A 17,521-nucleotide genomic window follows, 5' to 3' on the forward strand; every position below is an offset into this window, starting at 1 on the left:
AGGTCAGCTTTTCAGGTACCATTTTGGAAGCGGCTGTTGGTGTTGGTTTTTGGTGTAAGGCCCTGAAACGTTAACACTTTCAGCCGCTTTCTTTTATACCCTGTGAGAAATCCGGGCTAGGCCCTCAATCACCGACTCATGTAGATCTCGTTTTACAATTACCCTGCTCAAGCTAGTACAGCGCTGCCCTCCGGTCTGAAAAGCGGCAGCGAATACCTGGTCCAAACAGCTCTCCAGATCTTGGCTATCGTTGATGATCACGCCATTTTTACCTCCCAATTCCAGCTGTGCAGGAATCAGGCTAGCAGCGGCGGCCTGAGCTACCTTCCTACCAATGGTCACTGAACCAGTAAAGCTCACACCGTCAAAGCGTCCGTCGGCAACCAGTTCACTGGCAAAAGCACCTCTACAGGGCATCACCTGTACCAAGCCAGCGGGAAAGTGCCGTTCAGATATTTCAGTCAGTAAGAAAGCCGCAGCTGGAGTAAACTGCGATGGCTTCACTACCAGTGAGTTACCAAAGGCAATAGCTGGGCATAACTTTCTCAGCGGAGTCATTACAGGGAAATTCCACGGACAAATCGCCAGCAAATTACCGCGAGGGCGTCGCAATATAAGATTTCTCACACGTGGGCGTGCGGCAGCAGTAGATTGAAGTTGCTGCCGAGAAGCTTCACCGGCCATGAACTTACCTTCCGCACATCCCTTGAGAATTTCGTTGCGCGCTTCCGCCAAGGGTTTCCCTTGTTCTAAGGTAATTGCTTCGGCGAGATATTCCACATTAGCTACTACGTCATCAAGGAAAGCTAAAAGCCGATCGCCTCGGGAAACAGCAGGCACATCAGCCCATTCTTTCTGAGCAAGGCTAGCCGAAGTGAGCATCGTATCCACTTCGGCAGCATCTCCTACTTCAGTGTAGGCGCCTACCGATTCAGCGGGACGCGCTGGATTATGCGTTTCGAAAACTTCGCCTATGCCGTGAGGATGTCGATAATCATATTTCATTGAGTATTCTCCTGTATTGATGAGGGGTTGAGTATAAGATCGGCACCTTTCTCCCCGATCATCAGTGAAGGGGCATTGGTATTAGCTGACGTTATTACGGGCATCACCGATGCATCTATCACCCGCAGCCCTTCTACACCGCGTACACGCAGCTGTGGATCGACTACTGCTTTGTCATCGCTGCCCATACGACATGTACCTACGCAGTGAAATACGGTACCTCCCTTGTGGCGCACTGCATTCCAGATAGCTTCATCACTGTCTACCTGGGAACCTGGTTCCATTTCTTCATCCCAGAGTTCATTAAAAGGCGGCTGTTTAGCGATATCACGGAGGATCTTCACCCCTTCTACGATTACCTTGCGATCATGTGGGACAGAAAAGTAATTTGGGTTGATAATTGGCGCGTCATTAGGATCGGCGGAAGCAATCCGAACAGAACCTCGCGAATGCGGATGGCATTGCCATACTGATGCCGTGAAACCTGGATAGTCATGCAGAGGTGTCCCGGGCTTATCCACGGACAGCGGCATTACGTTGAATTGAACATCAGGCCTGCCGTCCTCAGCATAGCGAGTACAGGCGCTGCCACCCACTTGACCAGCACCCACGGTAAGACTGCCTGAGGCTCGAAACAGCCAATCGAATCCCATACTCATGAGTTTGAGCGGATTGCGAATGTCGGTATTGAGCGAAATATTTTTCTTCAGGCGATAAACAACGCGCACTTGGTAATGATCCTGCAAGTTAGCCCCTACCTCGGGTGCTTCTTGGATTTTTTCAATTCCATGTTCGCGAAGGAGTTCTCCTGGCCCTATTCCAGATAATTGAAGCAGCTGTGGAGTTTGGATAGCACCGGCACAAAGTATTACTTCCTGAGTTGCGCGTGCCTGATGTCTTGCCCCCTCCTTCTTCCATTCCACGCCTACAGCTCGTTTGTTATCAAATAATACCCGGCTAGTGGGGGCTTCAGTTAAGATAGTGAGGTTTTCACGCCTCTTAACAGGTGTGAGGAAGGCCTTTGCAGAGCTACATCGCCAACGTCCTTTCAGACTCAATTGATAGTGCCCCACTCCGCGGGTACTGCTGCCGTTCATGTCAGGGTTGAAAGGCAAGCCGTACTCCTCAGCAGCACGAAGCCAAGCACTACAAGCCGGGTTATTAGTTCGAATATCGGATACGTGAAGCTCACCTTTGTCGCCCCGACACTCGCTTTGGCTGCCATTATTGCGTTCTAGCTTGCAGAAATAAGGCAACACCTCCTTGTAAGACCAACCTGCAGCGCCTTGTTCGGCCCAGCTATCAAAATCTTCGTTCTGGCCTCGGATGAAAATCAGCCCGTTTATAGAACTTGATCCACCGATCACTTTGCCCCTGGGCCAGACGATATTGCGTCCTCCGGTTCCCTCGTTGGGACAGGTATCGAATAACCGAGCGACCCGAGTGTCATAAATTGAACGGTAGTAGCCCACTGGAAAGTGCAACCAGATGTTGCGATCCCATCCCCCCGCCTCCAGAAGTAATACACGGTTCTTTCCGTCGGCAGAAAGTCGGTTGGCAACGATACAACCAGCAGAACCGGCGCCTACCACGATGTAATCGTATTCATTATCGGACACCCTTGACATCCTCTATATTGTTTTTGAAATCTTAAAGTCCTATTGTTAGGACTTTATTGAACATTAACTTTTCACATGATAGTCTCTCTGTCAATACTTTCTTGGAAATGGCTGTTTTGGAGGTGTCACTAAGCTCAGGACCAAAAAATGATGAGGTTTGTCCTCTCTGATATTCTGATAACTGATCAAGGGATAGAAGAAGACGCTCATGCCCTAAGAAGACAATAAGCTATGGGAGCCAAGCTGCGGAGTATCGGGATAAGGAGCTGATACTATATGTCAACAATAACATCAACTTAAGGGGAGTACGCAGCTAGAGTAGATATACAGATATCCTATCGCTCCACACGCATGCGGCAGGATTAGCGTTCATACTTTCACCTACGATGGCAAAGAAATTGATGGATCATCATAACGGTAGTAAAGAGGTGCTCTACTCGAGTCCGATTCCACTTTACGTGCAAATAGCGGACATTTTCCGCTATCGAATTGATCGCGGCGTCTGGCCAGAAGGTACTAAGATGCCTCCCATCAGTTTGTTAATGGAAGAATTCTCGGTTTCCCGGATCACGGTGCGTCAGGCGCTGCAACTACTGGCCAAATCAGGTTTGATAGTGATGAAGCGAGGAGTTGGAACACTCGTAACCAAGAGCCCTGAAGAAAGACGTCCAGTTAAGGTGACTACCACTCTAGATGCTTTGGTAGAGGCCTATCGGGACGATACGCCCGTGGTGACTAACATTTCTGACTTGAGTACCCCACTAATACTTAATAAAAATGAGGGAGTAGCAGCAGCTGATTACCATCACTTACGCCGCGTCCATGCAAGAGAGGGCGTTAAATACTGTGTGATTTCTATTTATTTAGAAAAACATTTATTTGAAAAAGCGGAGCAACGTTTCCGCAACGAAATTATCTTACCAGTACTCATGTCCTTGGAGGGCGTAACAGTAGCCCACGCCAAGCAGAGCATTACTATTTCCAAAGCTGACTTGGAGGTAGCTCATCTTCTCGATATCTCTCTTGGCGATCCTATCGCCAATGTACGTCGGGTCTTGGCGGATCCTAACAAAAATATTATCTATGTAGCGGAAGCGGTATACCGCGGCGACTACATTCATTTGGAGATGGATTTAAAACCATGAACAATACTATTTCTATCCGTGATATAGAGGCTTTTGTCTACCGTTGCCCATTGGAAAACCCAGTCGAAACCTCTTTTGGAATTATGAAAGACCGCCCCATGGTCTTAGTGAGAGTAATGGACGAGGAAGGCCGATGCGGCTGGGGAGAAATCTGGTGCAATTTCCCTATAGTTGGTGCCGAGCACCGCGCGAAACTAGTGGAAAGTGTATTTCGACCGTTAATGGCCGGAGCTTCATATAAATCCCCCACGCATGCTTTCTCTGTTCTTGAGGCTAAGACTCAGGTATTAGCCTTGCAATCTGCGGAACCAGGACCGTTCGCACAATGTCTTGCGGGTATTGATTTGGCTCTCTGGGACCTATCTGCGCGACAGGCGGAACTACCACTATGGCGTCATTTAGGTGGCACCTCGGATCGAATTCCCGTTTATGCTAGCGGGCTAAATCCCACCAACCCGGAGCGTCTAGCCACCGAAATGGCTGATAATGGCTATAACCGTTTCAAGCTTAAAATAGGTTTTGGCTTGAGTCGAGACTTGGATAACTTGTCTATCTTGCGCGAGAGTTTGGGTGAAAGTGCAGATCTCATGGTAGATGTGAACCAGGGCTGGACTTTGGAGCAAGCTCGAGAACAGTTACCGCTGATGGAGTCATTAGACCTCAAATGGATTGAAGAACCCCTGCTTTGTACAGCTTCTTGGCTAGAATGGCGTGAGCTCGCTAGTCTCACTGACATTCCGGTAGCAGCTGGAGAAAATTTGATGGGTATTGATCGTTTTCAGGCAGGAATTGATAGTGGTGCATTGTCCATTATTCAACCGGACGCAGCAAAATGGGGTGGTATTAGTCATTGCCTGCCTCTGGCAAAGTTGATCAACTATTCTGGGTTAAAGTATTTCCCGCATTACTTAGGAGGAGGAGTTGGCCTACTGGCCTCTGGACACTTACTTGCGGCTGTAGGTGGGGATGGTGCGTTGGAAGTAGACTCTAATCCTAATCCTCTCCGCAGCGAGCTATGCGATTTTTTAAATAATGTGGATCAAGGGTATACTAGTCTCGGGAACGAGTTCGGGATCGGTAGTATGGAAAAGTTGGAAAGAATAGAGCCTTACTTAGTTAGAAGTTTCTAACCAGCTTCTATAGCGAACAACCGAAGTTTCCCCTCTAAAACAAGGAAGTACGGGAATTATTGCACCACTACAGCATATCAGTGACTAGTTCTACCGGGTCACAAAATATCGTCATCGTTAATGCAAGATCGTCATAACCACATGGGCATTGAGTGGAAATGGAATCACTCCCTCCTATGCTCAAATAATAGGCTAGAAGTATCCGGAGAACACAGGGCAGTCCAGTGGAAGAAGCTTTCTGACGGGGCATTGAGTATCCCAACAATTTCCCTTACGACTCATGCTGCATCGATAACCATTTTGCGTCAGCAGCTGCTGGAAGTTGTCCGACGCATACTGGCTACCGCGGTTGCTATGAACCAATAATCCGGCATTAGGCCCTGAATTCAACTAATAAGTGCAGCGCCTGCAGTTGCTAGTTGTAAGAGGCCGGATGATCAAACGAGCTATAGGAGTTATCCTATGCTGACAGCAAGCGAGCTTCTATAGCAATTCATCCGGGAGCAGGTTCATAGACATCAAGCTAGACAAACAAGCCAACACAACACCGAAGGTTCGTGCCGAGATACAAGCAGCGCCCGCTATCATTAATGATAGTGCGTTGGCCAAGCAGTTCGGCGTGTCCGGCTCGACCATTCGCTGTTGGCGTTACCGTGAAAATATCCATGACTAGCCACGCACTTACCAAAACCTGCTGGTGCTGGCCACGCTCACATCCGAGTAGGAGAACGTACTGGTTGCAGTTCCTTCGGCTCGGCTCAGATGACCTTCTGGTCTTGGCGCGCATGTTTATGAGCCAGCCTGCAGCGCATGTTCAAGCGGCGAGAAGTGCCAAAGCTGATGGAGCTGGCTCGGCGGGATGTCGGCGATGACGAGAAGCCATGGCTCAGTCCTTTCAAGGACTATGATTCGGGGTGCATTCACATCGACATCAAGCACCTGCCCCAACCTGTGCCGCTATCGTCCACATCTCGGACTCCATTACTACGCTCGGAACTATGTATATTCCAGTCACTCCTAGCTACGGCGGCGAGCGACAGAAATCATTCGAAATTAGCCAAGGGCAAGGCTGAAAAATAATCGTGCGCATTTCGCCTCATGGATGCCTACCTTGCCCGAAGATACTCCGCCAAATTCGACATAACCGTATCGCACTCATCTAACTGGGCCGCTTCAATAAATTCATCGGGCTTATGCCCTTGATCCATGCATCCTGGACCGCACACAACAGTAGGGATTCCCGCCTGTTGAAAGAGGCCGCCTTCTGTACCAAAGGAGATTGTTCCGAACTCTTGAAGACCAGTGAGTGTTGCGATTAGTTTCGCCACCTCACTGTGTTTCTCCGTCGCAAGCCCCGGATAGGCGACAAGCGGTTGAAAATGGATATCGCACGCCGCGGATATCTCTCGCATGCGAGGCGTCAGAATGAGAGTGGCATACTCCGCCACCTCTTTAACTACTTGGTATGCATTTTGGCCAGGTAATGTACGCACTTCCCAATCGAAGCTGCACTCCGAAGGTACGATATTAAGTGCCTGCCCGCCTTTTATCACCCCTACTTGAAGGGTCGAGTGGGGCGGTTCGAAGCGAGCATCATGTAAGTCAGGCGCCTTGAGTCGCTCAGCCATTTCGTTGAGCTTTACGACGATATTGGCTGCGTATTCGATGGCGTTGACGCCGTCTGGCGTATAAGCGGAATGGCACGCCAAACCGCGTACCTCGCAACGTACGCCGAGTTTTCCCTTGTGTCCCAGTATCGGCTTAAGCTGAGTCGGTTCACCGATGATACATGCAATGGGCTTAGGTGAGCGGTGCTGCAAGACTTCGATTAGAGAACGCACGCCCAAGCAACCAACCTCTTCATCATAAGAGAGCGCAATATGCACGGGACGGCTAAGTGGCGAAGCGAGAAACGCAGGAACCGCCGAGAGTACGCAGGCGATAAACCCCTTCATGTCCGCAGTCCCCCGACCATAGAGCTTGCTATCACGCTGGGTCAGTTTGAAGGGTGGCACCGTCCATCGTTGGCCCTCGACCGGCACAACATCGGTATGCCCGGAAAGAATGACGCCCCCCTGGTCACGCGGACCGATGGTGGCCCAGAGATTTGCTTTGTGGCCATCGTCGCTGTAGATCAGTTCGCTCTCCACGCCGAGACCGGCCAAGTAGCTTCGTACGAACTCGATCAGTGCAAGGTTGGAGTCGCGACTGACAGTCTCGAACGCGATAAGTCTTTCCAACAGGGCCCGGCTATCCATCTTTTCTTCCTCGCGTTGTTGAGCCCCCCCTTCTGTCATCATTCGCCAGGTACGCCGTAGCTGGGCGCCGCATTCGGATTCTTTGCCCGCATAAGGTAATCTTCCATTTGCCCAGCGTACTGCTCCCAAAGCAAGCGTAACTCATTGATGGGGGCGTCCCGCCAGTCAATGCGCAAGTCGACAATCGGCCAGCCAAACCCAGGACGGGCGACTTTTACCCCGCTGGAATAGACTGGACCGGCCTCGCCCCCCGCAGCCAGCCCGGCCTCCATCGCCTTGATCAGACGCTCTGCAAGTGCCCCCTGTGAAGCTTCAAAGGCCGCCACCATCGCCTGAGGCACGTCGGGCTTCGCCAACAGGTTGCCGGCAGCAATGCAGTGTCCGCCCTTGGCCTTTCCGACTATACCCAATGCTTTGTCTCCATCAAACGCTGCCGTCCGTGCGTAGCGATCTACAATCAGTAATTGCCGCCACTGGGGGTAGGGCTCGTTCAGCAACAGGCGATCCAGTGCCTCCTGCGGCGTGAAGCCCTCTTGCAACAGGCGCAAAGCTTTAATACCTAGAGAGGGGTTGGTGACATTCTGGGTAAGCACCGCACCGCCATCGCCAACGAAAGCGCAACGGCTCGTTACGCAGATGCTCGACGAACTCACGGCACAGCCAGTCTCGCCGGTCTTCTCACAAACGGCTGCGATTGAAAAAGTCATGCGCGCTCCTCCGGAATCACGGCTATGACGTCGATCTCCATCAGCCATTCCGGCTGTGCGAGTCCTGATACCACCAGCCCAGTGGAGATGGGAAATACTCCTTTCAGCCACTTGCCAACCACACGGTAGACCGGCTCGCGGTAGCGAGGATCCGTAATATAGGTAGTGGTTTTCACAATATGCGAGAGTTCGCTGCCCGCTTCCGCAAGCAGCTGCTCGACATTCTTCATGGCCTGTTCAGCTTGAGCCGCCGGGTCACCCAGCCCGACCAAATTGCCTTCGAAGTTGGTGCCGACCTGGCCCCGTACATAAACGGTGTTTTCTGCTCGCACCGCCTGGCATAGATCGTTATCCAACGACTGGTTGGGGTAAGTCTCCTTGGTATTGAACATACGAATGCGTTCGTGCGTTATTTGTTTAGTTTTATCGTTCATATTCAGTCCTGTTCGCTGTCATGCCGTGAGGTTGTTGACGCTATTGCATATCCGTCTGCGAAGAAAATCATATTCTCTTTGTCAGTACTTAGATAAAACCGATGCAGCCTCTTGTCTGCTTACAAATTAAAACCAGAGAAAGAACCTTCTCCTCTTGAGTCTGCTTCCGCTTTTTCAAAGCCCAACTTCGAGAAGCATTAACTGCTTCATGAACCCAAGCGGGTATGCTGGGCTAATCTTTTTTTTGCCTGAGAGAACTCCAGAGGGAAGTGTATGACTGAAACCATAAAAGAAGAGGCCTCCTTGGAGGTGCAGCTCCCCCCCGCCAAACCCAAGATTGCAGTGCAGATCGATGGCGTCAGGAAACAGTTCGGTGACGCTACGGCTCTGCATGAAGTGTCACTGAAGGTTTATCAGGGCGAGTTCTTGACGCTGCTGGGACCTTCGGGCTGCGGAAAGACGACGCTCTTGAATTTGATGGCAGGTTTCGTAGAGGCCGACAATGGCGAAATCTTCATCGACGGTCTGCTTGTGACGGATACGCCTCCCTATCAACGCGATATCGGCATCGTATTCCAGAACTATGCTCTGTTTCCGCACATGAACGTAGCCGACAACATTGGTTATGGCTTACGCATGCGTCGTATACCTAAGGAGGAAATCCAAGAAAGAGTGAAGCAGATTCTCAAGCTGGTAAAGCTCGAAGCCTTCAGTCAGCGGCGCCCACGTGAGCTTTCCGGAGGGCAGCAGCAGCGTGTTGCTCTGGCGCGTGCACTGGTCATCCGCCCCAAAGTCCTTCTTCTGGACGAGCCCTTCTCGGCTCTCGACAAGAATCTACGCCTCGACATGCAGCAAGAGCTCAAGGAAATTCAGCGCAAGCTCGGCGTAACGACAGTATTCGTTACCCATGACCAAGGCGAGGCACTCGCCATGTCCGACCGAGTCGTGGTCATGTCGGCCGGGCATGTTCGTCAAGTCTCCCCACCCAGCGATATCTATCGCAATCCGCATGACCCGTTCGTGGCTTCCTTCGTCGGTGACGTCAATGTGCTTCCTGCGCGTTATACCAGCCATGACGGCAATATAGGGCACTTCGAATTGGGCAGTGCGCAGTTACGCCTGGGCATTGATCGTGTCCAGGCGTCCGTAGGCGAAGCCGTGGATATCTATATCCGCCCCGAAAATATTCACCTCGTGCCGTTACAGCCCAGCGCCTTGTTAACCGGCACCGTCGTCGGCCATGTTTTCCAAGGGGATCATGCCGACATGTTCGTAGACATACCCGACCTAGGCATCCCAAAGCCGATCACCGTGAGGGCGCTAGGCTTGCAAGCGATCGACGACTGGCCAACCGGCGCCGGAGTCGGCATCAACTTCATGGAGAAAGACGCGTCTGCCTTCACCAGAGCCACTAAAGAGGCCAATACATGAGCGAGTCCACGTTGGCTAAGCACAGCCTGAGCAATCGAGGTGTATTGCGTGTGTTTCAAGCCGACATGAACGTAGCGGAGTCCTTAAGCGTCGCACAAAATATCGCCATAACCGATGACGGTGGCAACCTTCTTACCTTTGTTCGTATGGAAGGCACCAAACTGCTGTCCAAGGAAACCGCAATATCCAAGGCCATGAGCACGACGTCCATCCGCAAATCCATGGCACAGCTCAACCCAACGTTGGAGCTCGAGCTAATCATTGCCGCTGGGGGACGCTTGATAAACATTGAGGGTGGTCAGGCGCTCATTGTAGCGAATTATTGCGTAGGCGGCACCGGTGTCGACTCGAGTACTGGACAACAGGGCATAGTGATCGCAAATGCCGAGGCCGCCGCTCTCATTTCCGAGGAGCCGGAACTATGAAAACTATGAGCGCCATCATCGCCGAGCGGGCAGGTCCGCCGGATGTCTTGCAGATCGTCGACCGTCCTATTCCCATCCCTAAAGCAGGTGAAATTCTCATAAAGGTCGCTGCAGCAGGGGTCAATCGCCCCGACCTGATGCAGCGCAGCGGCATGCCGCTGCCACCCGGAGCCCCCGACGTCTATGGGCTCGAAGCAGCTGGCGTCGTGGAAGCCGTGGGGGAAGATGTTACGGCATTCCAGCCGGGAGACCGCGTCATGGCGCTGCTCAACGGTGGCGGTTATGCCACTCACTGCTTGGCGCTCGCCGATCACTGCCTGCCCGTGCCACCTTGCCTTACTCTGGTTCAAGCCGCCGCACTGCCTGAGGCGCTGTTCACCATCTGGCACAACCTCTATGAACGTGGACGCCTTGCGCCAGGCGAAACGCTGCTGATCCATGGTGGAGCCAGCGGCCTAGGCACCTTGGCAGTGGCCTTGGCTACCGCTACCGGAGCCCGCGTCGTGGCTACTGCAGGCAGCGTCGAGAAAGTTAAAGCGTTACAAACGCTAGGTGCCGCGCTCGCCATACACTACCGCGAAGAGGACTTCGTTGCGGTTATCCGCGACCAGTGGGGCGAAAATGCTATCGATGTAGTTCTGGATACGGTAGGCGGAGATTATATTGCGCGGAATCTTGAAGTCATGGCACCCGATGGCCGTCATGTCAGCCTCTCTTTCTTCCAAGGCGCGGAGGTGACTCTAGACTTGCCCTCCCTGATGCGAAAAGGACTAACCATGACCTCCTCTACCTTGCGGCCCAAGAGCAGTCAGGAGAAGAGTCGTCTGGCCGCGTGTGTCGCTAAGTATTTGCTGCCACTCATTGCCAACGGACGCGTGCTGCCTACTCTGCATGCACAGTTTGATTTGCGCGATGCTGCCGAGGCCCACCGCACGCTTGAGGAGAACCGCAACATCGGTAAAGTCCTGTTGACCACCACCTTCACGGAGGAAACCTGATGAACGCTCAACCCGTGCTACAACTCTATTACGCCCCGACCTCGCCTTACATCCGCAAGGTTATGGCGGTAGCGCATGTGACCGGGCTAGTGAGTCGCATCGAGTGCTTGGAAAGCGCCGCACATCCCGTTCAGCGCGATGCACGCATCGCTACGTTCAACCCCCTAGGTAAGATCCCCGCCGCACGGACGGCAGCCGGCGAGCCCTTGTACGACAGCCGCGTGATCTGTGAATATCTTGACTCCTTGGGCCAAGGCAAGCTGTTCCCCACCGGCGAGCGGCGCTGGGCCAGCCTGACGCGCCAAGCCCTTGGCGACGGCATGCTGGACGCCGCCATGCTGGCTCGCTACGAAGGTCTCGTCCGCCACCCCAAGTTGCAGTCAGAAGCTTGGTATAAGGCCCAGCTAGAAAAAATCCATGCTGCGCTGGACGAGATCGAACGACAGGCAGACATATTAGAGGCTCTACCCTTGGAGATCGGCACCCTGACTTTGGGTTGCGCCCTCGGTTATCTCGATTTCCGTTTCCCGGAGCTCGACTGGCGTCGCGACCATCCGCAGGCCGAACGCTGGTTTGCCAAATTCGATCACCAGCCGGCCATGGCCGCAACCCGACCACACGTGTAACGACTCAACGAGCCCAACATGCCTACTTCAGATATAACCCCGCGAGTAATGTTTCTCAATGGTCCCAATGCCAACCTTTATGGTCTAGATCGTAACGGGACCTATGGTACGCAGAGCTTTGACAGTATTCGTCAGAGCTGCCAAACCCGCGCCGAATCACTCGGCATGCAGTTGGATTTACGCCAGAGCAACCATGAAGGTGTGCTGGTCGACTGGATACAGGAAGCACGCCTGAGCTATGACGCGATAATCATCAATGCTGCCGGGCTAAGCTACCGCTCTATCCCTCTCCTCGACGCCCTGCTGGCCTTCGAAGGGCCGATCGTCGAAGTCCATATGAGCAATATCTGGAAACGCGAACCGTTTCGACAGCATTCGATGATTTCTCAAGCCGCGACCGGCGTGATAGCGGGCTTAGGGGTCGTCGGCTATCTCCAAGCACTTGAGGCAGTACCTCAATTATTGGCCACGAAGGAGGCGTGACGATGCGGGATATCTTAGTTTTCTATAGCGATTTTGATAATTACAGCCAATGGAAGCAGCTGCTACAACGGGAACTTCCCGACCTCGATGTAAGGCGTGCCGAAGATATCGAGGACCCTTCCCAAGTGCGCTATGCTCTAGTTTGGAAACCTCCTATTCGCTTTTTCCATCGCTGGCCCAACCTTGAGCTAGTAATCAACTTAGGGGCCGGTGTCGACGCGCTGGTATCACGAGACGATCTGCCTGACGTGGCCGTGACCCGGCTGTCCGACCCCAACATGGCGCGTATGATGGCTGGCTACGTACTTTTCGCCGTGTTGCGTTACGCCCGTGAAATCCCTTTTTTCGAACGCATGCAGCGTGAAGCTCAATGGTGCTATCGCCATCCTCGCAGTCCCGAAACCTTACGTATCGGGGTGATGGGGCTGGGCGAGCTCGGCAAGCGTGCAGCAGAGGAGCTGGCCCGACAAGGCTTTAGTGTCGCGGGCTGGTCGCGTAGCCCCAAGCGACTGGAAGGAATCGAGTGCTATCACGGCCTAGACTCATTGAGCGCTTTTCTGACCGACTGCGAGATACTGGTTGTGATGCTGCCATCAACGCCCGACACCCGAGGTCTCCTGGATGCGGAGCGGTTGGCCGCACTGCCCCGTGGCGCAAGCCTGATTAACGTTTCGCGAGGCGATATCATCGATGAGACCGCCCTCATCGAACAGCTACAATCAGGCCACTTGGGGGCGGCTACACTGGATGTGTTCGCAAAAGAACCCCTTGAGGTCAGCAGCCCCTTGTGGGGAATGCAGCAGGTCTTGATTACGCCGCACTTGGCTTCAGTGGCTTTGCCCGACTCGGCTGCCGCCCAGATTGCCGAGAATATTCGACGCCTGCGTCAAGGCAAACCACCTCATCACCGTGTCGATCTTCAGCGCGGTTATTAGCTCTACTGTGTAATTAACGTCGTGATCTACTACACAGCGCCATCATGATGGCCTGATATAGCCCCAGCGTAGGGTAGCGCTGGAGTTACCCACGTGGCGTTGTGCGCGTTGCATGGCCCCGCGGCCAGTAACCTTCGGGTACAGTAACTGCTTGGCATAGCCTGATTTTTTGATCCCCGCAGCGTAGGCGTTCCATGAACAGAAAGCCGTAAGCGACCGTACAAAGGGTGGCACGGTGGTGCCCCCGCCAGTTGCGCCCTTCGTAGTGATTCAGCCCCAACTCCTGCTTGAGTGCCTGATAATCCCGCTCGATCCGCCAGCGTCCTTTCGCGATGGCTACCAGGGTGGCCAGTGACGTATCTTCCGGCAGATTACTTAAACAGTACTTCGCCGGAGCATCGTCACCTTGAGGGCATTCGATCACCAACCACGCCGGTTCGCGCTTCTGCTTGCCTCGCGCCACACGCACCTGGACAGCGGCAAATCCAGAGACCAACGGCTTGTTGGTACCTTCCCGCCAAGTAACGTTCTGATAGTCATTGGTATCCAGCGGCTCGACCAATGCCTGTGCCGAAACCGGGTGATGATCTGTGGCCTCTTCCACTGTGTCGGTGGTCGCCCCTTGCCGGACCACTGCGGGGGCAGAGGCTCGCTGCCGAGCACTGATACTCTCGGGCACGTCAACGCAATAATCCAGCCCCCTATTCCTCAAACTGTTCTCGCCGGGGAGGGCACCTTGTCATACTCCGCATCTGCTCTGCCCCACGATACTGGGCGTGATACTGGCATCCAGCGTCTCGCGCACCTGCTGGAGAGCGAACTACGGTTTAGTGGCAAAGTCGATCTCTTCCGGAATGCCAACGCGGCGGCAGCGCGCGGGATCGTCTGTCCAAGATGTCGGCAGATGGAGTCGCCATGTGACCGGAAAACTGGCCTGCTCGATGACTACTGATAAGTAACGGCGATCTGAAAATTGTCTTGTTTTCTATTCTCGCCACAGTATTAGTGACAAACGCCCACCGAGTCCCGTCATTTCTTGCGAATACCGGTGTCGCCGATAATTCAGAACGGGGTCTTTCGAGGGCCAGAAGGTAGGGGAGCACGCTGCGCTACGCCAGTGAGCATCTCGCGATCAGACCACCCGGCACGGGCACCAGGTGATGCAGCGACTGATGGCGGGCTTGAACGTTATTCGGATCGACACTGGCAGCAATGGGTTCGATACTCTTATGTTACAGCGGCAGCATCAAGCCGCGACCTTAATCCTGAAACCCTGCACCCGATCAGCATGTTTTAGTCGAGGTGACAGTTCGTCAAGACAGGTCTCGAAACGGTCGTGAAGTGCGTCGTTTGCCGTAATGCGAAATCAATATACAGATGACAAAATACGAATTGGTAACATGTCTATTTATGACACAGTAGTACTAACCTTGACTGCGTTTCTCCACAGCGGCTGGCTCCGATCACCGTTGGAAAAACTAATAACCCCACCGACCGTCTCGGCCGGTGGGATTCGTGTGCGACGTCACTTCTTCTCTACATTCAGGATCCCGCCCAGGCCCATAAAGCGATTGGCAACGATCATCAGCGTAGCCGTAATCACGATATAAATGACCGAAACAGCCGCTAAGGTCGGATCTGCATACTCACGTACATAGTTGTACATGGCCACCGGCAACGTCTGAGTAGACTGCGAGGTAACGAACAGCGAAGCGGTGAACTCATTGAACGACAGGATGGCCGCGAACAACCAGCCGCCGGCCAGACCGGGCAAGAGCTGAGGTAGCGTGATTGACGTCACGACCCGTAATGGGGTTGCACCCAGGCTCGCGGCCACCAGTTCGGTACGCAGGTCCAGGTTATGCAGCGACACATAAACGCTTCTGAGCACGAAGGGAAGCACCAACAGCACATGGCAGAACACGACCACTGCATAGCCTCGCGTAAGGTTAAATTGCGAAACCAGCATCAACAGCCCCAAGCCAACCATGAAATGCGGAATGAACAACGGAGATAGCAGCAAGCCTTCGAGAAACTGCTTACCCTGGAAATTGTAGCGCTTGATTATTATGGCCAGGGTCGTCCCGATTAACGTGGCCAACGTGGACGCCCACAGTGTTACAATCAAGCCATTCCATAGGCCCTGTTGAAAGTCACGATACGCTATAGCGTTTTGAAACCACTTCAATGAGTAGCCGCGTGGAGGAAAAGCGAGCACCGACGATGCATTGAACGAGGCGATTGTGACCACTATTGCGGGTAACATGACAAAGAGCAGAATCATCACGATACCAATCTGGCCGCAGCGTAACAGCAGTTGATCCGAGCGTGAGCGTTTCATTCAATTGACTCCTAACCGTTCTACGGCGTTAGTTACTCGCTTGGCTAGCCATAAGACGATAACGGTAAGCACTAGACCGGCTATGCTCAGGCTGGCCGCGAATGGAAAATTGAGAGAGGAAAAGCCCAACTGATACACCAGCGTCGAAATGGTATTCACTTGGCCGCCGCCGATCAACTGAGGCGTAGCAAACGCACTGAACGTCCAAGCGAAGGAGGTCATGGTGCCGGCGACAATGCCTGGCATCGATAGTGGCAGAGTGACGGTCAGGAAAGCGCGTACCGGGCCGGCACCCAAACTAATCGCCGCGCGTTCGTAGCTACGATCTATATGGGACAAGCCTGCAGCAAGCATGAGCACCATTATCGGCAAGGTCACGTGAACCAAGGCTATAACCACTCCAAGCTGGGTAAACATCAACCTTAAAGGACGCTCGATCAAGCCTACCCCCATCAACAAGCTGTTAATAAAACCAGTGCTTCCGAGGACAATGATCCATGAGTAGGTTCTCACCACCTCACCGAGAAATAATGGTGTTATCGAAATGATAAGTATCGTCGATCGACACCATGATTTACGCGCTCTTATCATTGCATATGCAAGCGGATACCCGATGATAAGGGTAAATATCGCCGTATACAGGCTAAGCAATACCGTTTCCAGAAATGCACTGGCATAAAGAGGCCTAAGCAGTGATATAAAGTTGTCGAAAGTGAACCCTCCTACTTCCAGCGACCCGGGAATATAACTTCTAACGCTGTACTGAAGGATAGCCAGCATAGCGACAATCAAGCCAAACGCGGTCAGTGTAGAGGGGAGTAGGAACCAATAAAAAAATCTGGGCTTTTTCTGCATGATGAGAGACCCATAAGAATTAGCGAAGCATCATCAGATGCTTCGCTGGAAAGGTTAAAATCAGTTCATAATATTTTCAGTAAACCACTGACGCCACTCACCCATTTTCTGGGCACGCAAGCGGGGGTCGACGTCGATCGTCTGCGCCCATTGCTCTGGGGTGGACAGCATGGCGGGGGAGTCAGCCAGATCATCAGAGATTTCGGCGTTATCCACCGTAGGGCTACCGTGCTTGACCTCGGCGATTCTGGCCTGGACCTCAGGAGACAGCGCAATATTGATAAACTGATGAGCCAGCTCCTGATTGCTCGACCCCTTGGTAACGCCTACCGTATCAACACCAAGCACCATCCCTTCTTTAGGCTGGGCCAACTCGATGGGTATGCCCTCGCTCATCATGTGGTGCGCATTCATGGTAAGCATGAGCTGTACCGGAGTCTCGCCGGTAGAGATCAGCTGCTGACTGTTAGCGTCATTAGTGTAAAAAGCCCTCAGGTTGGGTTTCAAACTTTCCAGCTTCTCCTGCCCATCCTCCCAATTCTCCGCATCGGAACCCGACAGTAACGCTGAGACAGCAATGATGTGGCTGGGGTCGAAATCAGGCAGGGCGATACTATCCTCAAGCTGGGGGTCCCATAAGTCTTCCCAGCTATCGAAAGCGATACCCTCCGGAATGAGATCGGGCCGATAGGCGATGGTGTAACCGTATCCCCATACACCCAAGTGGCTGGGGCTGATACGCGCCTGATCAACCAGATGCTCCGCGTTGGGAATTTTGGACATGTCCAGCTCTTCGAACAGCCCGTCATTAACGTACATCCAACCTACATGGGAGGTGGTGAAGGTAACATCGCTCTCGGCAGAACCCGCCAGTTTCGCTTTGTTCAGGCGATCTATGGTCCCCCCGGTGTTGTAGACAACCTCGACACCGGTCTCCTCCGTAAACTGCTGGGCAATCGCCTCGTCTATCAGATCACGGAAACTTCCACCCCACGTATCGACTACGAGCGTCTCCTGAGCCGAGACTGTAGCTGTGTAAAAACCCAGAGCGACTACGGTGGTTAAAAGGTTCTTCTTGAACATTTTCATCTCCAGATGTGGTTTATTGCTTTTTTCGTCGGGAGGCGAG

At 53.0% G+C, this 17,521-nt stretch carries 16 protein-coding genes and 2 pseudogenes; 9 read left to right on the forward strand and 9 right to left on the reverse strand.

Features of this window, described 5'->3' with window-relative positions:
• Positions 1-93: 93 nt before the first annotated feature.
• A complete protein-coding gene (locus tag HZS80_RS19830) occupies positions 94-1,005 on the reverse strand; it encodes an aldehyde dehydrogenase family protein (RefSeq protein WP_179917075.1) in 912 nt (303 codons plus the stop codon).
• On the reverse strand, positions 1,002-2,624 hold the full coding sequence (locus tag HZS80_RS19835) for a GMC family oxidoreductase (protein ID WP_179917076.1): 1,623 nt from the start codon (positions 2,622-2,624) through the stop codon (positions 1,002-1,004). Before HZS80_RS19835 ends, HZS80_RS19830 begins: the two co-directional genes overlap by 4 nt.
• Positions 2,625-3,025: 401 nt before the next feature.
• On the opposite strand from HZS80_RS19835, the gene HZS80_RS19840 reads away from it, so the two are divergent.
• From HZS80_RS19840 to HZS80_RS23645, 3 genes and pseudogenes are all read left to right on the forward strand, one after another.
• Positions 3,026-3,769: a GntR family transcriptional regulator gene (locus tag HZS80_RS19840; RefSeq protein WP_179917077.1), complete on the forward strand. Its 744-nt coding sequence runs from the start codon at positions 3,026-3,028 to the stop codon at positions 3,767-3,769.
• A complete protein-coding gene (locus tag HZS80_RS19845; protein ID WP_179917078.1) occupies positions 3,766-4,899 on the forward strand; it encodes a mandelate racemase/muconate lactonizing enzyme family protein in 1,134 nt (377 codons plus the stop codon). The genes HZS80_RS19840 and HZS80_RS19845 overlap by 4 nt, the downstream gene beginning before the upstream one ends.
• Positions 4,900-5,410: 511 nt before the next feature.
• Positions 5,411-5,847: pseudogene (locus HZS80_RS23645) on the forward strand (IS481 family transposase); the annotation flags it as partial.
• A gap of 158 nt (positions 5,848-6,005) precedes the next feature.
• Here HZS80_RS23645 and argE read toward each other — a convergent pair.
• The 3 genes from argE to HZS80_RS19865 are packed head-to-tail and all read right to left on the reverse strand — an operon-like array spanning position 6,006 to position 8,298.
• Positions 6,006-7,157: an acetylornithine deacetylase gene (gene argE, locus HZS80_RS19855; RefSeq protein WP_179917079.1), complete on the reverse strand. Its 1,152-nt coding sequence runs from the start codon at positions 7,155-7,157 to the stop codon at positions 6,006-6,008.
• Between the two features lie 38 nt (positions 7,158-7,195).
• Positions 7,196-7,864: a DUF1028 domain-containing protein gene (locus HZS80_RS19860; protein ID WP_179917080.1), complete on the reverse strand. Its 669-nt coding sequence runs from the start codon at positions 7,862-7,864 to the stop codon at positions 7,196-7,198.
• Positions 7,861-8,298 carry a RidA family protein gene (locus HZS80_RS19865; protein ID WP_137094996.1) on the reverse strand — a complete coding sequence of 146 codons (438 nt, stop codon included), beginning with the start codon at positions 8,296-8,298 and terminating at the stop codon, positions 7,861-7,863. The genes HZS80_RS19860 and HZS80_RS19865 overlap by 4 nt, the downstream gene beginning before the upstream one ends.
• A gap of 273 nt (positions 8,299-8,571) precedes the next feature.
• Between HZS80_RS19865 and HZS80_RS19870 the strand changes: the two genes are divergently transcribed.
• The 6 genes from HZS80_RS19870 to HZS80_RS19895 are packed head-to-tail and all read left to right on the forward strand — an operon-like array spanning position 8,572 to position 13,196.
• Positions 8,572-9,729: an ABC transporter ATP-binding protein gene (locus tag HZS80_RS19870; protein ID WP_179917081.1), complete on the forward strand. Its 1,158-nt coding sequence runs from the start codon at positions 8,572-8,574 to the stop codon at positions 9,727-9,729.
• Complete coding sequence (locus HZS80_RS19875) at positions 9,726-10,154, forward strand: GlcG/HbpS family heme-binding protein (RefSeq protein WP_179917082.1); 429 nt, start codon at positions 9,726-9,728, stop codon at positions 10,152-10,154. Before HZS80_RS19870 ends, HZS80_RS19875 begins: the two co-directional genes overlap by 4 nt.
• On the forward strand, positions 10,151-11,152 hold the full coding sequence (locus tag HZS80_RS19880; RefSeq protein WP_218927796.1) for an NAD(P)H-quinone oxidoreductase: 1,002 nt from the start codon (positions 10,151-10,153) through the stop codon (positions 11,150-11,152). The genes HZS80_RS19875 and HZS80_RS19880 overlap by 4 nt, the downstream gene beginning before the upstream one ends.
• Positions 11,152-11,778 carry a glutathione S-transferase family protein gene (locus tag HZS80_RS19885; protein WP_218927797.1) on the forward strand — a complete coding sequence of 209 codons (627 nt, stop codon included), beginning with the start codon at positions 11,152-11,154 and terminating at the stop codon, positions 11,776-11,778. The genes HZS80_RS19880 and HZS80_RS19885 overlap by 1 nt, the downstream gene beginning before the upstream one ends.
• Before the next feature lie 18 nt (positions 11,779-11,796).
• The gene (locus tag HZS80_RS19890; RefSeq protein WP_212715316.1) at positions 11,797-12,261 is read left to right on the forward strand and encodes a type II 3-dehydroquinate dehydratase; all 465 of its coding nucleotides are present in this window, start codon (positions 11,797-11,799) and stop codon (positions 12,259-12,261) included.
• A 2-nt stretch (positions 12,262-12,263) separates the two neighbouring features.
• Positions 12,264-13,196 (forward strand): 2-hydroxyacid dehydrogenase, encoded by a 933-nt coding sequence (locus HZS80_RS19895; RefSeq protein ID WP_179917083.1) that lies wholly within the window; start codon positions 12,264-12,266, stop codon positions 13,194-13,196.
• A gap of 85 nt (positions 13,197-13,281) precedes the next feature.
• Here the strand turns inward: HZS80_RS19895 and HZS80_RS19900 are convergent.
• From HZS80_RS19900 to HZS80_RS19915, 4 genes and pseudogenes are all read right to left on the reverse strand, one after another.
• Positions 13,282-14,556, reverse strand: a pseudogene (locus tag HZS80_RS19900) (IS701 family transposase).
• Between the two features lie 165 nt (positions 14,557-14,721).
• A complete protein-coding gene (locus HZS80_RS19905) occupies positions 14,722-15,537 on the reverse strand; it encodes an ABC transporter permease (RefSeq protein WP_179917084.1) in 816 nt (271 codons plus the stop codon).
• Positions 15,538-16,392 carry an ABC transporter permease subunit gene (locus HZS80_RS19910; protein ID WP_179917085.1) on the reverse strand — a complete coding sequence of 285 codons (855 nt, stop codon included), beginning with the start codon at positions 16,390-16,392 and terminating at the stop codon, positions 15,538-15,540.
• A 60-nt stretch (positions 16,393-16,452) separates the two neighbouring features.
• Entirely contained in the window at positions 16,453-17,475 is a 1,023-nt protein-coding gene (locus HZS80_RS19915; protein WP_179917086.1) for an ABC transporter substrate-binding protein, read from the reverse strand.
• Between the last annotated feature and the right edge of the window lie 46 nt (positions 17,476-17,521).

The sequence above is a fragment of the Vreelandella glaciei genome, assembly GCF_013415125.1.
Lineage (GTDB): Bacteria > Pseudomonadota > Gammaproteobacteria > Pseudomonadales > Halomonadaceae > Vreelandella > Vreelandella glaciei.